This window comes from Flavobacterium sp. A45 (genome assembly GCF_002001005.1).
GTDB lineage: Bacteria > Bacteroidota > Bacteroidia > Flavobacteriales > Flavobacteriaceae > Flavobacterium.
On sequence record NZ_MUNX01000106.1, the window covers coordinates 1 to 24,614 of the forward strand.

19 protein-coding genes are annotated in these 24,614 nt (G+C 34.3%); 13 read left to right on the forward strand and 6 right to left on the reverse strand.

Annotation, left to right across the window (positions count from 1 at the left end; all coding sequences use genetic code 11):
* Positions 1-43 precede the first annotated feature (43 nt).
* The 6 genes from B0E44_RS13575 to B0E44_RS13600 all read left to right on the forward strand — a co-directional run bounded on the left by B0E44_RS13575 (position 44) and on the right by B0E44_RS13600 (position 8,598).
* Complete coding sequence (locus B0E44_RS13575; protein WP_077376264.1) at positions 44-1,558, forward strand: ankyrin repeat domain-containing protein; 1,515 nt, start codon at positions 44-46, stop codon at positions 1,556-1,558.
* A 77-nt stretch (positions 1,559-1,635) separates the two neighbouring features.
* A complete protein-coding gene (locus B0E44_RS13580) occupies positions 1,636-2,115 on the forward strand; it encodes a DUF2271 domain-containing protein (RefSeq protein ID WP_077376192.1) in 480 nt (159 codons plus the stop codon).
* 99 nt (positions 2,116-2,214) lie between these two features.
* Positions 2,215-4,404 (forward strand): PepSY domain-containing protein, encoded by a 2,190-nt coding sequence (locus tag B0E44_RS13585; protein ID WP_077376195.1) that lies wholly within the window; start codon positions 2,215-2,217, stop codon positions 4,402-4,404.
* Positions 4,405-4,456: 52 nt separating this feature from the next.
* Complete coding sequence (locus B0E44_RS13590; RefSeq protein WP_077376198.1) at positions 4,457-5,455, forward strand: FAD:protein FMN transferase; 999 nt, start codon at positions 4,457-4,459, stop codon at positions 5,453-5,455.
* Between the two features lie 298 nt (positions 5,456-5,753).
* Positions 5,754-8,012 (forward strand): TonB-dependent siderophore receptor, encoded by a 2,259-nt coding sequence (locus B0E44_RS13595; protein WP_077376202.1) that lies wholly within the window; start codon positions 5,754-5,756, stop codon positions 8,010-8,012.
* Positions 8,013-8,172: 160 nt separating this feature from the next.
* A complete protein-coding gene (locus B0E44_RS13600) occupies positions 8,173-8,598 on the forward strand; it encodes an HIT family protein (protein ID WP_077376205.1) in 426 nt (141 codons plus the stop codon).
* 68 nt (positions 8,599-8,666) lie between these two features.
* Here the strand turns inward: B0E44_RS13600 and B0E44_RS13605 are convergent, their stop codons facing one another.
* Complete coding sequence (locus tag B0E44_RS13605) at positions 8,667-11,300, reverse strand: valine--tRNA ligase (RefSeq protein WP_077376208.1); 2,634 nt, start codon at positions 11,298-11,300, stop codon at positions 8,667-8,669.
* A gap of 218 nt (positions 11,301-11,518) precedes the next feature.
* Here B0E44_RS13605 and B0E44_RS13610 point away from each other — a divergent pair, with 218 nt between their 5' ends.
* Entirely contained in the window at positions 11,519-11,908 is a 390-nt protein-coding gene (locus B0E44_RS13610) for a DUF1573 domain-containing protein (RefSeq protein ID WP_077376267.1), read from the forward strand.
* Between the two features lie 40 nt (positions 11,909-11,948).
* On the opposite strand, the gene B0E44_RS13615 is transcribed toward B0E44_RS13610, so the two are convergent.
* Positions 11,949-13,280, reverse strand: a complete 1,332-nt coding sequence (locus tag B0E44_RS13615) for a PDZ domain-containing protein (RefSeq protein ID WP_077376211.1) — start codon at positions 13,278-13,280, stop codon at positions 11,949-11,951.
* 126 nt (positions 13,281-13,406) lie between these two features.
* Between B0E44_RS13615 and B0E44_RS13620 the strand changes: the two genes are divergently transcribed.
* The 5 genes from B0E44_RS13620 to lgt all read left to right on the forward strand — a co-directional run bounded on the left by B0E44_RS13620 (position 13,407) and on the right by lgt (position 18,395).
* Positions 13,407-14,603: a pyridoxal phosphate-dependent aminotransferase gene (locus B0E44_RS13620; protein ID WP_077376214.1), complete on the forward strand. Its 1,197-nt coding sequence runs from the start codon at positions 13,407-13,409 to the stop codon at positions 14,601-14,603.
* Positions 14,604-14,794: 191 nt separating this feature from the next.
* Positions 14,795-15,466, forward strand: coding sequence for a GTP cyclohydrolase I FolE (gene folE, locus B0E44_RS13625; protein ID WP_077376217.1), 672 nt, complete (start codon positions 14,795-14,797; stop codon positions 15,464-15,466).
* 135 nt (positions 15,467-15,601) lie between these two features.
* Complete coding sequence (cysS, locus tag B0E44_RS13630) at positions 15,602-17,080, forward strand: cysteine--tRNA ligase (protein WP_077376220.1); 1,479 nt, start codon at positions 15,602-15,604, stop codon at positions 17,078-17,080.
* A gap of 61 nt (positions 17,081-17,141) precedes the next feature.
* Complete coding sequence (gene yidD / locus B0E44_RS13635) at positions 17,142-17,390, forward strand: membrane protein insertion efficiency factor YidD (protein WP_077376224.1); 249 nt, start codon at positions 17,142-17,144, stop codon at positions 17,388-17,390.
* Positions 17,391-17,465: 75 nt separating this feature from the next.
* Complete coding sequence (gene lgt, locus B0E44_RS13640; protein WP_077376227.1) at positions 17,466-18,395, forward strand: prolipoprotein diacylglyceryl transferase; 930 nt, start codon at positions 17,466-17,468, stop codon at positions 18,393-18,395.
* A gap of 56 nt (positions 18,396-18,451) precedes the next feature.
* Here lgt and B0E44_RS13645 read toward each other — a convergent pair whose 3' ends face one another.
* Together B0E44_RS13645 and B0E44_RS13650 are read right to left on the reverse strand one after the other, a co-directional pair.
* On the reverse strand, positions 18,452-18,742 hold the full coding sequence (locus B0E44_RS13645) for a putative quinol monooxygenase (RefSeq protein WP_077376230.1): 291 nt from the start codon (positions 18,740-18,742) through the stop codon (positions 18,452-18,454).
* 2 nt (positions 18,743-18,744) lie between these two features.
* On the reverse strand, positions 18,745-19,338 hold the full coding sequence (locus B0E44_RS13650) for an NAD(P)H-dependent oxidoreductase (RefSeq protein ID WP_077376234.1): 594 nt from the start codon (positions 19,336-19,338) through the stop codon (positions 18,745-18,747).
* A gap of 103 nt (positions 19,339-19,441) precedes the next feature.
* On the opposite strand from B0E44_RS13650, the gene B0E44_RS13655 reads away from it, so the two are divergent.
* Positions 19,442-20,335 (forward strand): LysR family transcriptional regulator, encoded by an 894-nt coding sequence (locus tag B0E44_RS13655; protein WP_077376237.1) that lies wholly within the window; start codon positions 19,442-19,444, stop codon positions 20,333-20,335.
* 100 nt (positions 20,336-20,435) lie between these two features.
* On the opposite strand, the gene secDF is transcribed toward B0E44_RS13655, so the two are convergent.
* Entirely contained in the window at positions 20,436-23,405 is a 2,970-nt protein-coding gene (gene secDF / locus B0E44_RS13660) for a protein translocase subunit SecDF (RefSeq protein ID WP_077376240.1), read from the reverse strand.
* 226 nt (positions 23,406-23,631) lie between these two features.
* The gene (locus B0E44_RS13665) at positions 23,632-24,567 is read right to left on the reverse strand and encodes a malate dehydrogenase (RefSeq protein WP_077376243.1); all 936 of its coding nucleotides are present in this window, start codon (positions 24,565-24,567) and stop codon (positions 23,632-23,634) included.
* Positions 24,568-24,614: the final 47 nt, after the last annotated feature.

Sequence of the window (24,614 nt, forward strand, 5' to 3'; positions counted from 1 at the left end):
CTTATCGACTCTATTCTATAATTACTATACCTTTATTAAACTTATGAAAAATATATTTTCAATTTCTTTTATCCTAGTTGCCTCTTTATTTGTGAGTGCACAACAAAAAAATACGCTTTTGGAACAGTCCTTTTGGAAAACAAGTCCAGATGTAGCGACTGTCCAAGCCGAGATAGCAAAAGGCAACAATCCATCTGAATCCAATGACAGATCATTTGACCCTGTTGTCATAGCTATCAATAACGATGCACCAAACGCAACCATAAAATTCTTACTAGAACAACCCGGAAACGGCGTGAATAAATCTACTCATGATAACCGTATTTATCTGCACTGGGCTGCCAATAAAGGAAATTTAGAAATCGTAGAATACCTTATTGCAAAAGGATCGGACATTAATTTAGAAGACAGTAAAGGAGAAATCCCAGTAACATTTGCGGCCAGTAGTGGTCAAAAGAATACTGCTGTTTATGATGCTTTTTTCAAAGCAGGTATTGACCCAAAGAAAAAATATAATGATGGATTAACCCTTTTACTTATGGCTATCCCATCTGATAAAAATCAAACACTAACTAATTATTTCATTTCGAAAGGTTTATCCTTAAACGATGTAGATACTTATGGAAATACCTCCTTTAATTATGCTGCAAAATCGGGAAACATAGTTGTATTAAAATCCCTTTTGGAAAAAGGAGTAAAATTCAATGACAATGCTATCATTTTTGCAGCACAAGGTTTCCGAAGAGATGCTAACACATTAGAAACCTACAAATACTTGGTTGAAGATTTGAAACTTAAACCTATAACAACTAACAATGAAGGACAAAATGCCCTTCATTTTCTTGTGACTAAAGCCAAACAAACAGAAATAATTAACTACTTTATTTCTAAAGGAATTGATGTAAACAAAGCAGATAATGACGGTAATACTCCGTTAATGATTGCAGCTTCCGGCAGAGAAATGAATGGAACTTTAGAACAATTACTTCCAATCGTAAAAAACATAAATGCACAAAATAAAAAAGGAGAGTCTGCATTAACAAAAGCCATTCAATCTGGAACTGTCGAAGCTGTATCTCTTTTATTAGAAAAAGGTGCAGACGTAAAAGTGCTTGATAAAGTTGGAAACAATTTAGGATTTTATATAATTGATTCCTATCGTCCGCAAATGGGAATGGACCGTGGATCTGAAACTGCAAATGCACCAAAAGACCCATTTACTGCTAAAATAAAACTGCTTCAGGATAAAGGATTAAACTTAGCCGCTCCGCAAAAGGACGGAAACACACTTTATCATTTCGCAGTAGCAAAAAACGATTTAAATTTGCTAAAGAAGATTGCTGATCTAAATATAGATGTTAATGCAAAAAACAAAGACGGTTTAACTGCTTTGCACAAAGCGGCAATGATTTCCAAAAACGACACCATCTTAAAATATCTGCTTTCAATTGGTGCCAAAAAAGAAATTACAACTGACTTTAATGAGACTCCATTCGACTTGGCAAATGAAAATGAGTCTTTAACAAAAAACAAAGTATCCATAGATTTTTTAAAATAATATTTTTTAGTGACTAACGGTTAGTTATTAGCTTAAATCACGACACAAAACACATAATCCATAACTCATAACTCAATATGAAGTCAATATTAAAAATAAGCCTGATTGCAGTAATCTGCCTTTCATCATTTCAAGCCACAGCACAAACCAGTAAATACAAATGCATGCTCCAAATGTCCAATTATATGGGCGAAGGTGCTTATATCGTAGTTTCACTTATAAATGCAAAAGGCGAATATGACAAAACACTTTATGTAATGGGTGACGATAAAAAATGGTACAAAACATTAAAAGAATGGCATAAATTCTATTCTAAAAAGCCAACGGATATCAGTGCCAAAACAGGAGCTTCGGTTACTGGCGGAGACCGCAGTATCACTACATTGGAAATTGAAGATTCTAAAATCAACAAAGGATATAAATTAAGATTCGAATCGGCGGTTGAAGACCAAAAGTATTATGTAACTGATTTAGAAATTCCCTTAACCACAGAGGGAATTAGTGCAAAAACAGATGGTAAAGGATACATCCGCTATGTAAGATTAAATAAACTGTAACTTTTCAACTTATATATCTGCAAAATCTGCGTGCTAATATTTTACTTAGATTTCGCAGATTTTTTTTAAAACAAATAATTCCCAAAATAAATTACATCAATGACTCTTTCTTTTTGGCGTTACATACATTTGACTCTGGCTGTATTTTCTGCTGTATTTTTAGTATTGGTATCTATAACTGGAACAATACTGGCAGTCGATGCCATTCAGGAGAAATTACCGTCTTATGGTGTGGTAAATTTCGAAAAAATAACGCTGGAGGAAACCTTGCCGATACTGCGTAAAACCTATCCTGAAATAACTGAAATTACAGTCGACCACAATCAGTTTGTAACGCTGCAGGGTATCGACAAAGACGATAATGATGTCAACGCTTATATTGATCCCAGAACTGGCAAAATATTAGGCACACCCATTAAAAAAAGTGAATTTATTCAATGGACTACGGCACTTCACCGTTCTTTGTTTCTCAAAGAAACTGGACGATTTATTGTTGGTTTTGTATCGTTTCTTTTAGTGCTGATTTCTATTTCGGGTTTTGCTCTGATTCTTAACCGCCAAAGAGGTTTGCGCAATTTCTTTTCTAAAATCATGAAAGACAATTTCGCTCAATATTATCATGTGGTTTTAGGTCGGTTGGCACTGATTCCGATTCTGATTATTGCGCTGTCAGGAGCGTATTTGACATTGGAAAAATTTAATTTTTTCATGCCAAAAAAAGATTCTGAACCAAAAAACGAAATAACCGAAAACATTTCAAAGAAAGAACTAAATACTTCTGTTTTTAAAAGTACCTTTTTGGCTAATGCCGAAAAAATTGAATTCCCTTTTTCAGACGATCCAGAGGAATACTACATCATTAGATTAAAAGACCGCGAAATCGAAGTCAATCAGGTAACTGGTGCAGTTGTCAGCGAAAAAATTTTTCCGATGACAACACTTCTATCAAACTTGAGTCTTGACTTGCACACAGGCCGTACAAATATGTTATGGGCATTCATTTTAGGAATTGCGAGTTTGAATATACTATTTTTTATTTACTCGGGTTTTGCCATGACTTTAAAACGCAGATCAAGCCGAATTAAAAACAAATTCAAAGCCGAAGAAAGCAAATTTATTTTATTGGTAGGTTCCGAAAACGGCAGCACACTCAGATTTGCCAATGCCATTCACAAACAATTGATGGCTTATGGAGAAAAAGTATTTATTGCGGAATTGAATAATTATAAGATATATCCAAAAGCGGAACATCTTATCATTTTTACCTCAACCCACGGATTAGGAGATGCTCCTTCGAATGCGAATAAATTTACAGAACTGCTTAACCAATACGAACAACAGCAAAAAATCAAAGTTTCGGTGGTCGGATTTGGTTCAAAAGCCTATACTGATTTTTGTGGCTATGCACGTGATATTGATGTATTAGTAGCAAAACAGAATTGGGCAGAACGTATTTTAGAACTGCAGACTGTAAACGATAAATCTGCCGAAGAGTTTGTTAATTGGGTAAAATTATGGAGTGCCAAAACTGGAATCCCGCTTTCCACTGTCCCATCAATATACAATGACGCACCCAAAGATTTGGAAAAAATGGTAGTATTGAACAAAACTGCAATTTCGGTGAATGGATTTACATTTTTGGTCACGCTTAGAACGAATAGAATTACCAAATTTGATTCAGGAGATTTACTGGCTATTTATCCAGCAAACGATCCTCGTGAGCGACTCTACTCCATCGGAAATATCAATGGCAATATACAATTGGCGATCAAACTGCATCCTTCTGGTTTAGGTTCAGGCTATTTATATAATCTCGAACCTGGGGAAGTCATAAAAGCAAGAATCATTAAAAACCCTTCTTTTCATTTCCCAAAAAGAGCATCCAAAGTAGCGTTAATTTCAAACGGAACCGGCATCGCTCCTTTTCTGGGAATGCTGCAGCAAAACAAGAAAAAAACAGAAATTCATTTTTATTGCGGATTTCGAAGAGCGACAGAAACTGTTTTAGGTTATAAAAAATTCGCCAATGAAATGATTGAAAAACAACAGCTTCAAAGTTTCCATTTGGCTTTATCCCGAGAAGAGGAGCATCAACATGTAATGGATTTAATAAAGCATGACGCTGCTTTTTTTATCGATTTATTAACGAATGGAGGAATTGTAATGATTTGCGGTTCACTTGCTATGCAAAAAGACGTTGAAACTGTGCTTGATAATATTCTTTTTCAAACATCTTCGACTATTTCAGATTATAAAGCCAAAGGTCAAGTGTTGACTGATTGCTATTAATGTAAATATTCTATTTTACAGAAATGACAAATTGATACTTTTAAATTGTAATATGACAACCAAAAACCAATTCCTATTTCTTTTTTTAATCATTTGCAGTTTTTGCAACAGCCAAGTATTACGAAAAAGAACTACAATGCTGATGGGCGGTCGATTCGATATCACAATTGTAGCCAAAGATTCCCTTTCGGCAGAACAAAGCATTGATGAAGTTATTGCTGAAATTAGCCGCATAGAATATTTAATATCCGATTGGAAACCTAGCACTCAAATATCCGAAGTAAATCAAAATGCAGGAATCCGTCCGGTAAAAGTAGATAAAGAGGTTTTTGAATTGACGAAAAGAGCGATTCGATTTTCTGAAATCACCAATGGAGGTTTTGACATCAGCTTTGCTGCGATGGACAGAATCTGGAAGTTTGACGGCTCGATGACCGAAATGCCATCTGCGGAAGCCATAAAAAAATCGGTCGAAAAAGTGGGTTATAAAAACATTATTCTGGACAGTGTGCAATCGACCATTTTCCTGAAGCTAAAAGGCATGAAAATTGGATTTGGTGCTTTGGGAGAAGGCTATGCAACTAACAAATGCAAAGAAATGATGCTTGCCAAAGGAATCAAATCCGGAATTGTAAACGGTACTGGCGATATGAGCACTTGGGGGAAACAACCCAACGGAAAACCTTGGAAAATCGGTATTACAGATCCTTTTCATCCCGATGAGCTTTTAGGCGTAATTCCGCTAACTCAAGGTGCGGTTACTACCTCTGGCTCTTATGAAAAATTTGTTGTTTTCGATGGTAAACGTTATTCTCACATTATAAATCCTTCAACCGGTTATCCTGTGACCGGTCTTTGCAGTGTTACCGTCGTAGGTCCAAATGCCGAAACTGCCAATGGACTGAGCACATCGATAATGATTCTAGGAAAAAAAGAAGGATTGCTTTTGCTCGACAAATATCCTGATTACAGCTGTATCCTGATTACCGATGATGGCAAAACAGTGAAATCAAAAAACTTTAGAATTAAAAAATTCAAGACACGATTTTAGTTTTTTTTTTAAAAAAATAACTGTAATGATTTTTAGAACGAAAAAAATTGACAAAACTGTCTTATCAACCTATTCTTAGACATGATACTGCCCATTTTTTAAAAGTAAAATGAATCACCTTAGCATTTTCATTCCACAAAAAATCATTTCAAAGACTTTTCAATACCCGTAAAAAATTGAAAAACAAACAGTTAAATATTTACAAAAATATTATTAATATTTAGTCTAAATAAGTTGTGATATCAAAAATGAGGTTTTATATTTGCACTGTTATTTTTAATTATTCCAAATAAACGACATGAAATATATTTTACTCCCCCTCACCTTCATTGCATTCTGTTTCAGCAGCCAAGCGCAAGAAATAGCAAGTAATACTAATAATTCAAATGATAATAAGGACATCTACTATTTTTCTTCGGACACCATAAAATCGGCTAACGATACCGTTAAAAGAAGAAAAGGTGAGGTTTTACGTGAAGTTATCATAACTGGGAATAAACATCAAAAACCAATTTCGGCATTACGTTCTGGATTAAAACCAATGGACACGCCTCAAAGTGTACAAGTAATAGGTTCAGAAGTAATCGAACAGCAGCAAGCTATCCGTTTAAGTGAAGTTCTAAAAAATGCCAATGGTGTTTATGTAGGTTCGGCCCGTGGTGGAGCACAAGAATCTTTTTTCTCAAGAGGTTATGACATGTCTGCCAACAATATGTTTAAAAATGGTTTCCGCTACAATGCTGGTTCTATTCCCGATGTTTCTGGTCTGGAAAAAGTAGAATTTCTAAAAGGCGGTTCTGCTTTATTATATGGAAACGTTGCTCCTGGAGGAATCCTGAATTTAGTTACTAAAACGCCTTCTTTCAAAAGTGGTGGGGAAATATCAATGCAGATAGGAAGTTACGCCTATTATAAACCTTCTTTCGATTTTTACGGGCCTTTAAATAAATCCATTGCCTACAGAATTAATGGTTCTTATGAAAACTCTGAAAGTTTTAGAGATGTTGTAAAAAACGAACGTTTATACATCAACCCATCATTCCTTTTTAATGTAAGTGATAAAACGCAAATTACAGTACAAGGAGATTATTTAAAAGCATATTGGACTCCTGATTTTGGAACTGGAGTTATCGGAAAAGAAATTTTAGATGTTCCGCGCAACAACTATTATGGTGCACTTTGGTCTAATGGAGAGACAAAATCCGCTAGTGCTTCTGTATTATTAAATCATAATTTCAATGATAATTGGAAATTAAACTTCAATAGTTCTTTCCAATCTTACGATAGAGAATCAAAAGGAACGGAGCGTATGCAAATCTTGCCAGCAACTGTACCTTATGGAACATGGAGCAGACCGTTAGGACAAAATAAAAACTTAGAACAGATCGTTGGTAATCAAATAAGTCTGCAAGGAAACTTCAATACAGGAAGTATTAAACACCAATTATTTACAGGAGCAGACTGGGAAAATTCATTTGCAACAGCTTACACTTATGTGTTTACTCCAGCAAATTACGACACTGTTAACATCTTCACATTTGACCCTGCAACTCAACGAACAGATGAACCAACAGCAGTAAACACCCGAATTGTTTATACTGATACGAACCGTTTCGGAATCTATGCGCAAGATTTGATTTCATTTACGGAACAAATTAAAGTTTTAGCAGGTATTCGTTGGTCGTGGCAAGAATCTCAAGCAGACACACACGATGTAACCAAAACCCCAAAAACAGTTAGTGAAGGAGCAAAAAAATTAGACAATGCATTTTCTCCAAAAATTGGATTAGTATATCAACCAACAAAAGATATGTCTTTATTTGCAAGCTATTCGAATTCGTTTACTCCAAACACAGGAACAACGGTTGATTTACAGCCCATAAAACCTTCTATTATTGATCAATACGAAGCGGGGATTAAGAAAGATTTCTGGAAAGGAGTTTTGAGTACCAATATTACTGTTTACCAAATTACAAACAGTAATTTAGCCCAAACTGCCGAATTCAAAGCTGACGGATCGAACAATACAGATACCAATATTAAAACATTGAGTGGCGAAACAAAAAGTAAAGGTATCGAGATTGATATTACAGCAAGACCAGCCGAAGGACTTAGCATAATTGCTGGTTATAGCTACAACGATATGCGCTATTCTAAAACATCAGGATTAAACGGCAGTTTTATAGAAGGAGATCGTTTAGTAAGGACTCCAGCAAACACAGCCAATTTAAGCTTTTTCTACACATTGCCAAGCGGTGTATTAAAAGGCCTTTCTCTAGGAGCTATCGGAAATTATATTGGTGACCGACTTGGAGGCTGGAATGACCAAATTGTAATTAATCCTACAACTGGTGTTAAAACCATTAACGACAGAGACATCCCAATGGAAAGCTACACGACTATCGATTTATCTGCTGGTTATACTTGGAAAAAAATTTCAATCTTGTGTAAACTATCTAACATAACAGATGAATTGAACTATACTGCACACGAAAACTACAGTATTAATCCAATCGCTCCACGACAATTTATGACAAGTTTGAAATACAAATTCTAAAACTATTAGTTAAGCTTTTCATTTTTTTTTCAAAAACTTTTTCTGTTCCTTTCATCTTTTTGAAATACAGAAAAAGTTTTTGTTTTTTTAAGAAAAAACTACATTTACAAGATGTTTTTAAAAATTAACTAACTAGCCCATCACTAAAAACCAAATAAACATGTCCTCTCCAGTTTCAGAATGTCTGTATTGCCAAAACAACGATACTTTAAACCAATTAATGATTAAAATAAGCGATTTAAAAGTGTCACAGCTTTTCCTTTTCAAAGAGCAATCATACTCCGGTCGTTGTAATGTGGTTTACAAAGATCACGGTATCGAACTTTATGAATTAAGCGACGAGCAGCGCAATTTATTTTTTGAAGATGTAGCTACTGTTGGAAGAGCAATCGCCAAAGCTTTTAATCCTACCAAAGTTAATTATGGTGCTTACAGCGATACGCTTTCGCATTTACATGTTCACATCGTACCTAAATACAAAGAAGGTTACGGCTTTGGAACTGTATTCGAAATGAATCCACAAAAAAAGTACTTATCGGATGCGGTATATACCGAAGTAATTGAAAAGATCAAATCGAATTTATAAATCAAGAAAAAATCCCAATTCCGAAAAAATTCAGAATTGGGATTTTTTATTTTTAGAAGAAATGACTTTTATTTCAATCCAGCCAAACTCTGCTCAATAGTAGCAATTTTTGCCAATGCATCTGCTTCTTTTTGTCTTTCGTTTGCTAGAACTTTCTCTGGCGCACCGTTCACAAATTTCTCATTCGAAAGTTTATTCTGAACCGATTTCAAGAAACCTTGCGTATATTCTAACTCAGTGGTTAGTTTTGCAATTTCAGCCTCGACATCAATATTTCCGGTAATTGGAATAAAATATTCATTCGATTTTACACGGAAAGACAAAGCGCCATCCACTTTATCCGAAACATATTCCAATGAAGTAATGTTACCCAATTTGGTTACTACCGAATCAAAATAAGTGGAAGCGTTATCATTGTTTACTACCTTCAATTCAATCACATCCTTAAACGGAATGTTCTTGTCTTTACGAATCGTTCTGATACCCGAAATCACTTCAATTGAATTTTCAAAATCTGTAATTAATTTAGCATCAAACGGTTTTAATTCTGGCCAAGTCGAAACTATCAAAGCTTCTTCTGTCGTTCTCTCTGCAATATGCTGCCAAATTTCTTCCGTTAAAAACGGCATAAATGGATGCAATAATTTAAGATTATTTTCTAGCATTTCTATCGCTTTCGCAAAAGTTACGCTGTCGATTGGCTGTTGGTAAGCAGGCTTAATCATTTCCAAAAACCAAGAACAGAAATCGTCCCAAACCAATTTGTAAATTCCCATCAAAGCGTCAGAAATTCTGTATTTTTCAAAATTATCTTCAATTTCCAAAAGTGTTTGTTGCAATTTGGCTTCATACCATTCAATTGCCACTTTAGAAGATTCCGGTTGTAGAATCGAATCCGAAACTTCCCATCCTTTTATTAATTTGAAAGCATTCCAAATTTTATTAGTAAAACCTTTTCCTTGGTTACACAGTTCTTCGTCGAACATAATATCGTTACCTGCAGAAGCACTCAAAAGCAATCCCACACGAACACCATCGGCACCAAATTTTTCAATTAACTCCAATGGTTCTGGCGAATTCCCCAAAGATTTAGACATTTTACGTCTTTGTTTATCACGAACCAAACCAGTCAAATACACATTTGAAAAAGGTTTTTTTCCTGTATATTCATAACCAGCAAAAATCATTCTCGCAACCCAGAAAAACAAAATATCCGGCCCAGTTACTAAATCATTTGTCGGATAATAGTATTTAAAATCTTCACTTTCTGGATCCATAATTCCACCAAAAACCGACATTGGCCACAACCAAGAAGAAAACCAAGTGTCTAAAGCATCTGCATCTTGTTTAAGGTCAGAGGTAAGAAGTGAGAAGTTAGAAGTTTTTTCTTTGGCTAACGCCAAAGCATCTTCGATGTTTTCAGCAACTACGAAATCTTCTTTTCCATCGCCATAGAAATAAGCTGGAATTTGTTGCCCCCACCACAATTGACGAGAAATATTCCAATCACGAATATTATTTAACCAATGCGCATACGTATTATTAAAACGTGCTGGATGCAATTTAATATCACCATCTTCCAAAACAGATTTAATGGCAGGTTTTACCAAATCTTCCATTTTCAGGAACCATTGATCAGACAAACGAGGTTCGATTACCGCTTTGGTTCTTTCAGAAGTTCCTACTTTATTCAGGTGAATTTCAGTTTTAGCCAAAGCTCCACTTTCTTCTAATTCCTTTGCAATTTCGGTACGAACCACAAAACGATCTTTCCCTTGGTAATGCAATCCAAAACTATTTAAAGTAGCGTCTTCATTAAAAATATCAATAATTTCTAGATTATGCTTCTCACCTAACGTTTTGTCATTCATATCGTGAGCAGGAGTCACTTTCAAACATCCAGTTCCAAACTCAACATCAACATATTCATCTTCGATAATCGGGATTACTCGACCGCAAATTGGCACGATCGCTTTCTTTCCTTTCAAATGAGCAAAACGTTCGTCATTTGGATTGATACAAATTGCTGTATCTCCAAAAATAGTCTCTGGACGTGTAGTAGCTACTGTCAGAAACTCATCTGAGCCTTCGATTTTATATTTTAGGAAATATAATTTTCCTTGTTGTTCTTCATAAATAACTTCTTCGTCAGACAAAGTTGTTTTTGCTTCTGGATCCCAGTTCACCATTCGGTAACCGCGATAAATCAACCCTTTGTTGTATAAATCCACAAAAGATTTAATTACAGAAGCCGACATATCTGGATCCATAGTGAATTTTGTTCTGTCCCAATCACAAGAGCAACCCAATTGTTTCAACTGTTCCAGAATTGTTCCTCCGTATTTATCAGTCCAATCGTAAGCGTGTTTTAAAAACTCTTCACGACTCAAATCGGATTTATTGATTCCTTCTGATTTTAATTTGGCAACCACTTTAGCTTCAGTCGCAATAGAAGCGTGATCCGTTCCTGGAACCCAGCAGGCATTAAACCCTTTCAAACGCGCACGACGAATCAAAACATCCTGAATCGTGTTATTCAGCATGTGTCCCATGTGCAAAACTCCAGTTACGTTTGGAGGCGGAATTACGATGGTATATGGTGTTCTGTGATCTGGTTTCGAATGAAAGTAATTATTTTTCATCCAGTAATCATACCACTTATTTTCAATGGTTTTGGCGTCAAATTGTGCAGGAATTGTCATTTTTATGTGGATTCGTTTAATCGTTAATTTGAATTTCAGTTTAATTGATTAAGAAAATAATCGATTAAAAAAATAAACCTTTTAATCTTTGGTTTGATTTTTGATATTCATACAAAGGACAAAAGTAAATAATTAAGCACAGTATAAAAAGGGAAATAAAAAATTGTGCATTAATTAAAAGACACTATATTTACTATGCCCACAAAAAAACTATGAATATGAAAAATATAAAAGTTATTGTCATAATGCTATTTTTGAGCAACATCAGCTTTGCTCAAGGTGGTCCAAAAATCAACATTCTTCAAGCTGAAAATACTGTTGATTATGGAAAAGTCTACAAATCAAGTGACAATGGTGTTCGAAGCTTTACATTTACCAATAGTGGTGATGCACCGTTGAGCATAACTGGTATTCAATCCACTGCAAGCTGTACGGTATTGTACAAACCTAGCAAAGCAATTGCACCAGGGAAAACAGACCGAATTGACATAAAATACAATATGGTTCCTGGACCAATCCGTAAAACCATTACTTTGGAGACCAATGCGGTAAACTATGAAGAAGGTCGGGTGCCATTAAAAATTAAAGGAGAAGTTCTCATGAACTAGACGATTTAACCAAACGCTTTTATTTTTAAAAGCGTTTTTTTTATAAAATATCGTGAAGTTGGAAGGCAAATTTTAATATTTGATTGTTTCGTTCCACTTCCAAATAAATCCATTTATCGTCTTCAGATTTAAATATTTCATTTATTTTTTGCAATGAATATCGATACGCTGGTGCTTTATTTACAGTAATAATTACATCTCCTACTTGCAAACCAGACTCTGCAGCTGGTGATTTTTTTCGAATGTTGGCAATCTCATAAACCGGTTTGAGTTGAAACTTATATTTAAAATCATTCGTTATATTCTTTCCGTTATTATCAAATGTCACAACTCCTGACAATGGAACCGTTTCCAAAGTCACCGTTTCCTGCACCCATTGTAAACCATTGTGCTTTATTTCAACACCACTCTTATTATAAGTAAATGGATCTTTGAAATAGGAATTTTTTTTCAAATACAGCTTTTCATTTTTATAATCAAAAATCACCGAAAACCGTTTCATAATTTCGCCACCAACAGAACCAACTCGATTTTTGACCATGCGGACACTTTTTATGGAACTGGAATCAGGAAATGCAACAATAGGAAATTTAAAATCGTATCTATCAAATGAAAACTCAGGAACTCTGGCTCTCTTCCCTTCAACATCACCACTGAAGCCCTTTCCTAAAAAATCATCAAAATTTTTGGGTGGCACTTTAATTTGATCCGATATATTTTGAAAAAGCCAAATCGAATCACTATTCCCAATATCGATCAATAATTTCACATTAACATCTGATTCATTCATAACAACATTACCTATTAAATAGGGCTTAAGCCTCTCAAGGGCAATTGGCGTCACTTTGAATTTCTTTTCAAACTTTTTCCGATTTGCTTCATCATTTTTATAAATAATCACTTTCTTTCCTGTGTAATCTATACGAATCAAATTATCTTTAAAAAACTGATATCCAATAATACCGTTTACAGGAATTCCTATTTGTGAAGACAGATTGAAACTTTCATCCAGAATGACATAAACAAGTTGATGATGGGATTTCATACCCTCCAACTCCAAAATATTATTGGTGGTTTTCAAGCCTTCAATAGCGACCTCACTGCCCAGACCTCTTAAGGTAATTTTTTCGGAATTATAAAATTTGACATCAGGATTATCTTCCAAACTAAAAAGAATAGTTTCCTCAACACCGGTATCCAAAAGAAAATTCAACTCTATCCCATTTACTTTTATTGGGATAAAAACTAAATTATTAATCAAAACCATGGGCACTGTTACTTTATCGATTCCCTTGTCAAATACAAAACCATCCTGAGCAAAAACAGGTGTTATTGATATTAATAAAAGAAAAAATAAACATATTTTTTTCATTTAGTTATATTTCTATATTATTACTCAATTATACGATAATAATCAATGAAAAACAACAAAATAGACACCTAGTTTACAGTAATTTTGGAAAATAAATTGCAAATTTGCACCTCAAATTTTACAATCATGCCTGAAATTTCAATCAGAGGTCGAAGAATGCCGGAATCGCCAATCCGAAAATTGGCTCCTTATGCAGACATAGCTAAAAAAAAGGGACATAAGGTTTATCATTTAAACATTGGACAGCCCGATATAAAAAGCCCGGAAATTGCTATCCAAGCGATAAAAAACATTGATTTAGACATTATCGAATATGGCCCTTCTGCGGGCTACGAAAGTTACCGAAAAAAACTAGCCCAATTTTACACCAAACAAGATGTAAAAGTAGACTATGAAGACATAATGATAACAACTGGCGGCTCTGAAGCACTTTTGTTTGCTCTTGGAAGCATCATGGATCCAGGAGATGAAGTCATTATTCCTGAACCTTTTTACGCTAATTACAGTGCTTTTTCAGAAGAATCAAGTGCAAAAGTTGTACCTGTAATTTCTAATATTGAAAGTGGATTTACGTTGCCAACAATTGAAGAATTTGAAAAAGCAATTACGCCAAAAACGAAAGCTATCTTAATTTGTAACCCAAACAATCCAACAGGATATTTATATTCTGAATCTGAAATTAATCAGCTGGGAGAATTGGTTAAAAAATATGATTTGTTTTTGATAGCTGACGAAGTATATCGTGAATTCATATATGACGAAAGAGACCAACACTTTTCTGTAATGAATCTAAAAGGAATCGAGCAAAATGTAATCATGATTGATTCGGTTTCTAAAAGATACAGTATGTGTGGCGCACGTATTGGTTGTATGGTAACTAAAAACAGAGAAGTTATTGCGGCTGCAATGAAATTTGCACAAGCTCGTTTATGCCCTCCAACAATCGAACAAATTGCCTGCGAAGCTGCAATAGACACGCCTCAAAGTTATTTTGACGAAGTAATAGTTGAATATAAAGAACGAAGAGATATTTTGATTAGTGAATTGAACAAAATAGATGGTGTAATCGTAAAGTCTCCAAAAGCTGCTTTTTATTGCATTGCTCAATTACCTATTGATAATGCAGACGATTTTGCACAATGGCTTTTAGAAAAATACGAATTAAACGGCGAAACGGTAATGATCGCGCCAGCTGCAGGATTTTATTCAACACCAGGTGTAGGTCTAAACCAGGTTCGTATTGCGTATGTTTTGAAAAAAGAAGATTTAATCAGTGCTGTCAATATTTTAAAAGAGGCTATAACTGCTTACAACTCAAAATAAAGAATAAAATTCAAAATTTTCAAAAGGCAATAACATTCAGATGATATTGCCTTTTTTTGTTTTGATATCAAATTAATCAATCTTTTCATCAATTTTTGCTATAATTAAAAGCCAAAACGATAGAAAATGTTTCCTTTTTATTAATTATCTTTACCCCTTAAAAAACACACTCATAATAATAGTACCTTTTAATGATAAACAACGAAGAATTTCAAGACGAAATAGGAAACAATCATATTAGTACAAATGCTCAAAATCCTGTAAGAACTGACGCTTTTGACATTACCGATGAAGAAAAGATTGAAAAAATAAAAAAAGACGTCGAAAACATTCTATTAACACTGGGAATGGATTTGACTGATGACAGCATGAAAGGAACACCTAATCGTGTAGCCAAAATGTTTGTAAAAGAAATATTTGGCGGATTAAATCCTGACAAAAAACCAAAAGCTTCCACTTTTGAAAACAATTACAAATACGGGGAAATGTTAGTTGAAAAAAACATTACACTCTACTCTACCTGCGAACACCATTTATTACCAATCATTGGAAGAGCACACGTTGCTTACATTTCGAGCGGAAGAGTTATTGGTCTTTCAAAAATGAACCGTATCGTAGAACATTTCGCCAAAAGACCACAAGTACAAGAACGTTTAACGATGCAGATTGTTCAAGAGCTCCAACAAGCCCTTGGAACAGAAGATGTAGCTTGTGTAATTGACGCTAAACACCTCTGCGTGAATTCAAGAGGAATCAAAGATATCGAAAGCAGTACCGTAACTTCTGAATTTGGCGGAAAATTCAAAGATGCACAAACCAAAAGAGAGTTTTTGGACTATATCAAATTAGATACTAAATTTTAATATTTAGAAAAAAGCTCATTATTACTCTAAAGCCCTAGCCCTGATTGCAGTGAAAATCCTTTTTTTCTGTCCTTTTTTAGGACATAAAAAAAGATTGAAACGGAAAGCAGGATAAAGCTCCAAAAAATAAATTTTATGTCCTTATATAAAAGTCAGACCTTAAAAATATACAATTCTCTTTCGGGAGAAAAAGAAACATTTACACCAATTAACGAAGGAAATGTGGGGATGTATGTATGTGGACCGACGGTTTACAGCAATGTGCATCTAGGAAATCTGAGAACTTTTATGTCTTTTGATGTAATCTTTAGATACTTATTGCATTTGGATTATAAAGTGCGTTATGTTCGAAATATTACGGATGTAGGACATATTGTGGACGATGTGGATGAAGGTGAAGATAAAATTGCTAAAAAAGCGCGTTTGGAACAACTCGAACCAATGGAAGTTGTGCAACGCTACACCGTCAATTTTCATGATATTTTGAATGCTTTTAACTTTTTGCCTCCTAGTATTGAACCTACGGCAACGGGACATATTATTGAGCAAATCGAAATCATAAAAACCATTATTGACAAAGGAATTGGTTATGAAGCCAATGGCTCTGTTTATTTTGATGTGGTTAAATTCAATGAAACCAATCATTATGGAGTATTAAGCGGTCGTAATATTGAAGATATGCTAGCCAATACCCGTGATCTTGACGGACAATCGGACAAAAGAAATCCTCAGGATTTTGCGCTTTGGAAAAAAGCCGAACCACAGCATATTATGCGTTGGCCTTCTCCTTGGAGCGATGGTTTTCCGGGTTGGCACTTAGAATGTACAGCAATGAGCACCAAATATTTAGGCAATCATTTTGACATTCACGGAGGTGGAATGGATTTGAAATTTCCGCACCATGAATGTGAAATTGCACAAAATGAAGCTTGTACTGGACATACTCCCGTAAATTACTGGATGCATGCCAATATGCTTACATTGAATGGTAAAAAAATGGCCAAATCTACTGGAAACAATATTTTACCAGGAGAGATTTTAACTGGAGATAATGCTTTTTTAAGCAAAGCTTTTTCAGCATCGGTAGCACGTTTTTTCATGTTGCAGGCGCACTACAGAAGCATTCTTGATTTCTCTGACGAAGCAATTATTGCAGCCGAAAAAGGATATAAAAGATTGATGGAAGCAATGGAATCTTTAAAAAGTATTTCTGCAAGCGCAACCAGTTCTATTGATATTCCCAGTTGGAAACAATTGTGCTATGACGCTATGAATGACGATTTCAATTCACCAATTCTTATTGCGCAATTATTTGAAGGAGTTCGTTTTATTAATTTATTAAATGACGAAAAAGAGACTTTAAATACATCTGATTTGAAATTATTCACAACAACTATGCAAGCTTTTGTGTTTGATGTTTTAGGTTTAGAAGAAGAAAAAACCAATGGCAATACGGATAAATTAGAAGGTGTCGTTAATATGCTTATTGGTATGCGCAAACAAGCTAGGGACAATAAAGATTTTGCATTGTCTGATCAAATTCGCGATCAATTAATAGCTCTTGGAATTCAGTTGAAAGACGGAAAAGAAGGAACTACATTTAGTGTTCAGTAGTCAGTCTTTTTAGTATTCAGACTGAACACTAAAAACTGAACACTGATTACTTTTTAAAGATATGCTAAACAAAATCCTAATCTATCCATTTGTATTGCTCGTTCGGTTTTATCAGGGAGCTATCTCCCCTTTTACTCCTGCTGCTTGCCGATTTGAGCCGACTTGTTCAAGCTATATGATTCAGGCTTTACAAATTCATGGATTGTTCCATGGAGGTTATTTAGGAATAAAAAGAATTTTGAGTTGTCACCCTTGGGGTAGAAAAGGCTATGATCCAGTTCCTGAAAAAAAATGTAATCACACTCATTAAAAAGAAAATTTCTTACCTTTTAATTAACACAGTCAATCAAATCAAAATAGTATTTTCACAAAAAATAAAAAATAAATGACACACGCTTTAAACATTGTATGGAATCCTTCAGAAGGTATTGATTTAGGTTTTTTCATTATTCGCTTTTACAGTTTGATGTTTGTAATCGCTTTTGGGTTGGGTTGGTACATCATGAAACATATTTTTGAAAGAGAAAATATTTCCATCGAAAAATTAGATTCTTTGTTTGTTTGGACTGTATTGGCCACTTTAATTGGGGCACGTTTAGGACATGTTTTCTTTTACGACTGGGAATATTACCGTAACAATATAGCCGAAATCATTCTACCTTTCCGTTTCAATCCAAAATTTCAATTTACAGGTTACACAGGATTGGCTAGCCATGGAGCGGCCATTTCGATTATCGTTGCTATGTATTTTTTCAGTAAAAAAGTACTTCAAAAGCCATTGTTATGGATATTGGATAGGGTAGTAATTCCTGTTGCCAGTGGTGCCATTTTTGTGAGATTGGGAAATTTTTTCAATTCGGAAATTGTGGGTAAAGAAACAACTTCTTCGTTTGGGATTCGTTTTATTAGAGACCATTTTACCCCAAGAGAAGCAGTGAATGCAACTCAACTTTCTACACCAAAAGAAGCTTACAACGCTATAGCCACCAATCCTCAATATTCAAATTTACTAGAGATGGTTCCTGCCAAACATCCAGCCCAATTATATGAAGCTTTTTGTTACATTTTTGTATTTGCTGCATTGTTTTTCCTTTATTGGAAAACAGATGCCCGTAAAAAATCAGGATTTTTATTCGGTTTGTTCTTAGTTCTTTTATTCACGGTTCGTATCGTTGTCGAATCAGTAAAAGAGAGCCAAGGAGGCTTTGAAAGCGATTTAGGAAACATATTATCAACCGGACAATGGTTGAGTATTCCATTTATAATAGTGGGGTTGTATTTTGTAATTACCGCAAAGAAGACCACAGAAATTTAAATTGAATTTTATTTAATTAAAAATAGCCACTGGAAATTCAGTGGCTATTTTTTTGACTATCCAATTCTTGAAGTCTCAAAAACTGTTATTTTTTCTTCTAAAAAAAGTTCAGAAGCTTCATTAAACTTCAAAAAATGTGATTGTTCTTTATGCAAAACCAATCCTTCTTGATTTTTCCAAACTTCGTGAAGAATGAAGACATTCGGATCTTGCAAATTGTGATGCAAATCATATTGAAGACAGGCAGCTTCTTCTTTAGAATTCTTCGTTAAATCTACCAAGATTGCCTTCAATTCTTCTCTATATTCAGGTTTACTTTTGATAATTACTGTCAAATTTATTTTCATAATTAGTTCAAAAACAATTGAGTCAAATGATTTCTGTACATTTCTAAATCACTATCAACGTTAGCCCCTTTCATAACATCATGAAAATGCAAGCTTTCTAAAGGTTTCATCCCAGTAAAAGCATTCATTCTGTGAAATCCAAATAACACTCCATCGTCAACGCTTGTTTCCCCAAAGAATTCACCAGGCAAGGTGAATGCTTCTTTCGGTGCATTCCAAGAAGAAGTTATCATGTATTTTCTGCCGTGCAACATTCCTCCTGTACCGTAATTAATCGCAGGATTTTTAGAGGAGCGCCCGTCACTTTTGTAAATACCATTAGCATGGCCTTCGGTAAAAACTACATCAATGTATTTCTTGAAAGCATGTGGTAATTGGAACCACCAAATCGGCGTATGATAAATAACAACATCGGCCCAAACAAATTTTTCTACTTCTTGAGCTGGATCAAACTCATCGTTTACATCAGTGCTTTTTACTTCAAAATCTTTATGATTTATAAAAAATTCAGCAGTCGCGTTAGCTATTGTTTGATTGAATCTTCCACCTGAATGTCCGAACTTTTGTCCCCCATTTATTATAAATATCTTTTTCATATCGTTTTATATTAATTTGATAGTGCAAATTTACAACCCACGAAATCATTATTAAAATAACATAATTCATACCTTTGTATCATAATTATAATACTTAAAGAAAATGGTAAATCTGGAATGGTATAGAACTTTTAAATATATTTACAAAACAGGCACTTTAACGGGAGCGGCAGAAGCATTGTTTATTTCGCAACCTGGAGTAAGTTTGCATTTGAGTTCACTTGAAAGTTACGTTGGATATAAATTATTCGACAGAACAAGCAGAAAAATGATTCCTACCGAAAAAGGAAAAGTACTCTATAATTTTATAACCGATGCATTATCAAAATTAGAAGAAGCTGAAAAAAACTTCCAACGCAGTACAGAAAAAAACACACCAACCATTAGCATTGGAATGTGCTTCGAGACCTTTCAGATTACTTTAGAGCCTTATTTGGCAACTTTTCCGTTTAATGTGATTATCCAATTTGGAGAATATCCAGAAATGATTGAGAATCTAGACAAAGGAATTTTAGATTTAATCATTACTCCACAAATGATTGTTAAGAGCACTATCGATTATCAAGCCTTTTCTTCAGAAACTATAGTTCTTATTGGCGGGAATGAAACAGATTCTGATGCTTTTGAGACTTTAAAAAAACAAAATAATTTAGAAGCAATTGAACTTTGGCTAAAACAACAAAGATGGTATGGAACCACAGGAGATATGGAGCATTTAAGACGCTTTTGGCAGCTTAATTTCAACAACCATGCCGATTTTAGACCTAACTACATTGTTCCCAATTTAAACTCCATAGTGCGTTGTTTAAGCAATAGCAGTGGCCTAGCTGTAATTCCGGATTTCTTGTGCAAAACAGAACTGGAAAGTGGAAAAATAAAGCTTTTGTGGCAAGGAAAAACTCCTTTAAAGAATACGCTATATTTTGCAAACAAAAAGAAATCAATTTACACAGATGAAATACAGTTAATAAAAGACACTTTCATGAAAATAATGTAACTGAAATTATCTCCAGAGAACAGAAGTCATTACAATCAAAAGCAAAAAAAAAAAGATTCAACTTTCGTTGAATCTTTTTTTTAAATATATTCTAAGTTAATTAAGCTTCTTGATGATGAATTTCAATGTTTTTCTTTTCTTCTCTAGAAATGGTATCAACCAATACTGGAGTAGCAATAAACAATGAAGAGTAAGTACCAATAACAATACCAACAAGCATTGCGAAAATAAATCCTCTAATAGATTCTCCTCCGAAAACAAACATGATTAACAACACCAAAATCATTGCCAATGAAGTATTAATAGTTCTTGACATTGTAGAGTTAATCGATTTATTCACAATTTCAGAGAATGACCCTTTTGTTTTACCATCCAAGAACTCACGAACCCTATCAAATACAATTACGGTATCATTCATAGAATAACCAATAACGGTAAGGATAGCTGCAATGAAGTGCTGATCAATTTCCATTCCGAAAGGCATGTATTTCCAAAGTAATGAGTACACTCCCAATACGAAGATAACGTCATGTGCTACCGCTGCGATTGCACCTAAACTATATTGCCATTTTCTGAAACTGATCATTAAGTATAAGAATACAATTGCCATTGCACCAAGTACAGCCCAATAAGCATTAGTTTTGATATCCTCGGCTACCGTTGGACCAACTTTTGATTGTTGTACAACACCAAGTTTTTTACCTTCATAAGTGTTTACAAATTTATCATAAGTCATATCAGCAGCATAGTGCTTTTTCAAACTTTGGAATAATATTTTATTTACCTCTTCGTCAACACCAGTACCTGTTTCTTGGATTTTATATTTAGTGGTAATTTTCAACTGATCGTCTTTACCAAATATTTTAACCTCTGCACTACCGAAAACAGCTGTCAACTCTTCTTTAACTTCTTCTGGCTTCATTGATTTGTCGAAACGAACTTGGAAAGTTCTTCCTCCAACAAAATCCACACCCTGGTCAAAACCATGAGTTGCAATCGATATGATACTTACAATAGTCACAACGATAGAGAAAAGATAAGTCCATTTTTTAATTCCCAAGAAATCAAAGTGGAAATTAGTAAAGAAATTTTTAGAGAATTTTGTCACAAAAGACAAATCATTTTTACCCGCAATATTTCTATCAATAAAAATTCTAGCAATAAAGATAGAAGTAAACAAAGAGGTTACGATACCTATTAATAAAGTAGTAGCAAATCCTTTGATTGGTCCAGATCCAAAGATAAACAATACAGCACCTGTCAAAACGTGAGTTACGTTCGCATCAACAATAGAACGCATTGCTCCAGTCCAACTATAAGAAGCATTTACAGCTTCGCCTAAATTTTTTCCTGCCCTTAATTCTTCCTTAGCTCTTTCATATATAATGATATTCGCATCTACCGCAGTACCCATTGTCAAAACGATACCAGCAATACCAGGTAATGTAAGAACAGCACCTAAGCTTGCCAAAATACCAAACATGAATAATAAGTTAACTAGCAAAGCAATATTTGCATACCAACCTGCTTTACCATAATAAATCATCATCCAAAGAGATACCAATAGCAAACCGATTATAGCAGAATTAGTACCGTTATCAATAGCTTCTTGACCTAAGGATGGCCCTACAACTTCAGATGAAATAATTTCTGCAGCAGCTGGTAATTTACCTGCTCTTAATACATTCGCTAAATCTTTAGTTTGTGTAACATCAAATGAACCTGAAATCTCAGATCTACCTCCAGAAATTGGTCCACTAGAAACCCCTGGTGCAGAATATACAATATCATCAAGAACAATAGCAATACTACTTTTTTGAGTATATGCTCTCCCTGTTAATTCTTCCCATTCTTTTGCTCCAACGTTATTCATTTGCATAGAAACAGCTGGTTTTCCCATTTGATCAAATGTATCGCTAGCATCTGTTACAACACCACCACCCATTGAGGCAACATTATCTCTATTTCCTTTTAATGCATACAATGCAATAACTTCAACGTCCTTACCTTTTTCATCTTTATTAGTCTCTGGTATTCCCCATACAAATTTTGCATAACGTTGATCACCTGCCAATAAAACTCTGATATCAGCTCTTTTGAAATAAGAATTGATTACAGCAGTATCTTTCGGAGAGAAAAGACCTAAAACTGGTCCACCACCTTGAGCAACAATTTTGTCAATAATAGGATTATTTCCTTTTTTAGTAGCAGTAGAATCTTTTTCATCAGTCAATAAAGCACTTAATGAATCTTTTGCTACAGTTTTAGTTTCAACTTTAGCAACTTCGGTTTTTTTCAAAGCCTCGTTAGCAGCCATGATAAAATTACCAATCTCTTCAACTTTATAAGTTTCCCAAAACTCTAATTGAGCTGTACTTTGCAATAATTTTTTAATTCTATCAACGTCTTTAGCTCCAGGCAATTCAACAAGAATTCTTCCAGATTCTCCTAATTTTTGAATATTAGGTTGCGTTACACCAAATTTATCGATACGTTTTCTCAATACTCCAAAAGCACTTTCAACAGATTCATCAACTTTTCTCTTGATTACTTTTTGAACTTGAGCATCTGTCATTTGAAAAGTAACCCCACCTTCACCTTGCAAACTTCTATTTGCGAAAATGTCTGGAGAAGCTAATTTTACAGTTCCTTTCGAATTTGCTTCAAAAGCTTCAAAGAAAGCATCAAGATAGGTTTGATTTCCTTTTAGATTTGCAGTGGCATCCGCCAAAGATTTATTAAAAACAGGATTTTTCGAATTATTTGATAATCCTTTCAAAATGTCTTTAACAGAGATTTGAAGAGTCACATTGATTCCTCCTTCTAAGTCAAGTCCTTTGTTGATTTGTTTATCTTTTACTTCATTGAATGTAAAATCAGTAAAACCTAAGCTAAACACTTTTTCTTTACCAATTGAATCCAAATATTTTACTTCTTTTTCTGGGTTTCCGCCAGCGAAAGATTTTGCATCACTTTTAACTTTGCTTGAAACAAAAGTGAAAGAAAGTTGGTAAATACTTACCAATGCAAATAGAATTGCGAAAAATTTAATAAGTCCTTTATTCTGCATTATTACTAAAAATTAATTATTTTTATTTATTTATTTTTTGTTTTAAACCCTATAAAATAAGCCATTACGTCATTTTTGAAAAACAAAAAAGAGCACCACGATTTATGTCATTTTTTTTAAACCGAGCAAATATATAATTAACGGAAAGATTAACCAATTTATTTATTAATTAAAATCAAAAAAAAGACTGCAGAAATTGCAGCCTTCTTTTTTTATACGTAAATTATTATGCCAAAACAGTTTTCAAATCAGCATTCATACTTCTTACGGCCTCTGCACTTTTTGCAAAAGCAGCTTTTTCAGCATCATTTAATTTAATATCGACAATTTGTTCAATTCCGTTTTTACCTATAATACAAGGTACACCGATGCAAATATCACTTTGCCCGTATTCACCGTCCAACATTACTGAACAAGCAATCATTTTCTTTTGGTCATTCAAAATACTATCTACCAAATAAGCAACAGAAGCTCCTGGCGCATACCAAGCTGAAGTCCCTAATAAACCTGTAAGTGTAGCTCCTCCTACCATAGTGGCAGCAGCAACTTTTTCCAATTCTTCTTGAGATAAAAATTCAGAAACCGGAATACCATTATAAGCAGCCAATCTTGTCAAAGGAATCATAGTAGTATCACCATGTCCACCAATAACCATAGCCGAAATATCATTAGAAGGTTTATCCAAAGCTTTAGACAAATAATATCTAAAACGAGAGCTATCCAAAGCTCCACCCATTCCGATGATTCTGTTTTTTGGTAATCCAGTAGCTTTCAATGCCAAATAAGTCATTGTATCCATTGGATTAGACACTACTACTACAATACAATTTGGTGAATGTGCCAATACATTCTCTGCAACAGTCTTAACAATTCCAGCATTGATTCCTATTAATTCCTCTCTAGTCATCCCAGGTTTTCTAGGAATTCCAGAAGTAATCACAACAACATCACTGTTTGCTGTTTTAGAATAATCATTAGTAACCCCTGAAACATTGGTATTAAAACCAGTATTTGTAGCACATTGCATAATATCCATAGCTTTACCCTCGGCAAAACCTTCTCTGATATCCAATAATACTACTTCACTTGCAATTCCTCTATAAGAAATTGAATCTGCACAGGATGCTCCCACATTCCCTGCTCCTACAATGGTAACTTTCATTTTTATTTGTTTTTTATTAATTTCAAATCAAAAACAAAAAATACAGC

Excerpts from the sequence above, each read along its gene's own strand:
- B0E44_RS13580 (WP_077376192.1), top strand. The coding sequence starts at position 1,636 with ATGAAGTCAATATTAAAAATAAGCCTGATTGCAGTAATCTGCCTTTCA.
- B0E44_RS13590 (WP_077376198.1), top strand. The coding sequence starts at position 4,457 with ATGACAACCAAAAACCAATTCCTATTTCTTTTTTTAATCATTTGCAGT.
- secDF (WP_077376240.1), bottom strand. The coding sequence starts at position 23,405 with ATGCAGAATAAAGGACTTATTAAATTTTTCGCAATTCTATTTGCATTG.
- B0E44_RS13650 (WP_077376234.1), bottom strand. The coding sequence starts at position 19,338 with ATGAAAAAGATATTTATAATAAATGGGGGACAAAAGTTCGGACATTCA.
- B0E44_RS13610 (WP_077376267.1), top strand. The coding sequence starts at position 11,519 with ATGAAAAATATAAAAGTTATTGTCATAATGCTATTTTTGAGCAACATC.
- B0E44_RS13585 (WP_077376195.1), top strand. The coding sequence starts at position 2,215 with ATGACTCTTTCTTTTTGGCGTTACATACATTTGACTCTGGCTGTATTT.
- cysS (WP_077376220.1), top strand. The coding sequence starts at position 15,602 with ATGTCCTTATATAAAAGTCAGACCTTAAAAATATACAATTCTCTTTCG.
- B0E44_RS13595 (WP_077376202.1), top strand. The coding sequence starts at position 5,754 with ATGAAATATATTTTACTCCCCCTCACCTTCATTGCATTCTGTTTCAGC.
- B0E44_RS13655 (WP_077376237.1), top strand. The coding sequence starts at position 19,442 with ATGGTAAATCTGGAATGGTATAGAACTTTTAAATATATTTACAAAACA.
- B0E44_RS13600 (WP_077376205.1), top strand. The coding sequence starts at position 8,173 with ATGTCCTCTCCAGTTTCAGAATGTCTGTATTGCCAAAACAACGATACT.
- B0E44_RS13605 (WP_077376208.1), bottom strand. The coding sequence starts at position 11,300 with ATGACAATTCCTGCACAATTTGACGCCAAAACCATTGAAAATAAGTGG.
- B0E44_RS13665 (WP_077376243.1), bottom strand. The coding sequence starts at position 24,567 with ATGAAAGTTACCATTGTAGGAGCAGGGAATGTGGGAGCATCCTGTGCA.
- lgt (WP_077376227.1), top strand. The coding sequence starts at position 17,466 with ATGACACACGCTTTAAACATTGTATGGAATCCTTCAGAAGGTATTGAT.
- yidD (WP_077376224.1), top strand. The coding sequence starts at position 17,142 with ATGCTAAACAAAATCCTAATCTATCCATTTGTATTGCTCGTTCGGTTT.
- B0E44_RS13575 (WP_077376264.1), top strand. The coding sequence starts at position 44 with ATGAAAAATATATTTTCAATTTCTTTTATCCTAGTTGCCTCTTTATTT.
- folE (WP_077376217.1), top strand. The coding sequence starts at position 14,795 with ATGATAAACAACGAAGAATTTCAAGACGAAATAGGAAACAATCATATT.
- B0E44_RS13615 (WP_077376211.1), bottom strand. The coding sequence starts at position 13,280 with ATGAAAAAAATATGTTTATTTTTTCTTTTATTAATATCAATAACACCT.
- B0E44_RS13620 (WP_077376214.1), top strand. The coding sequence starts at position 13,407 with ATGCCTGAAATTTCAATCAGAGGTCGAAGAATGCCGGAATCGCCAATC.
- B0E44_RS13645 (WP_077376230.1), bottom strand. The coding sequence starts at position 18,742 with ATGAAAATAAATTTGACAGTAATTATCAAAAGTAAACCTGAATATAGA.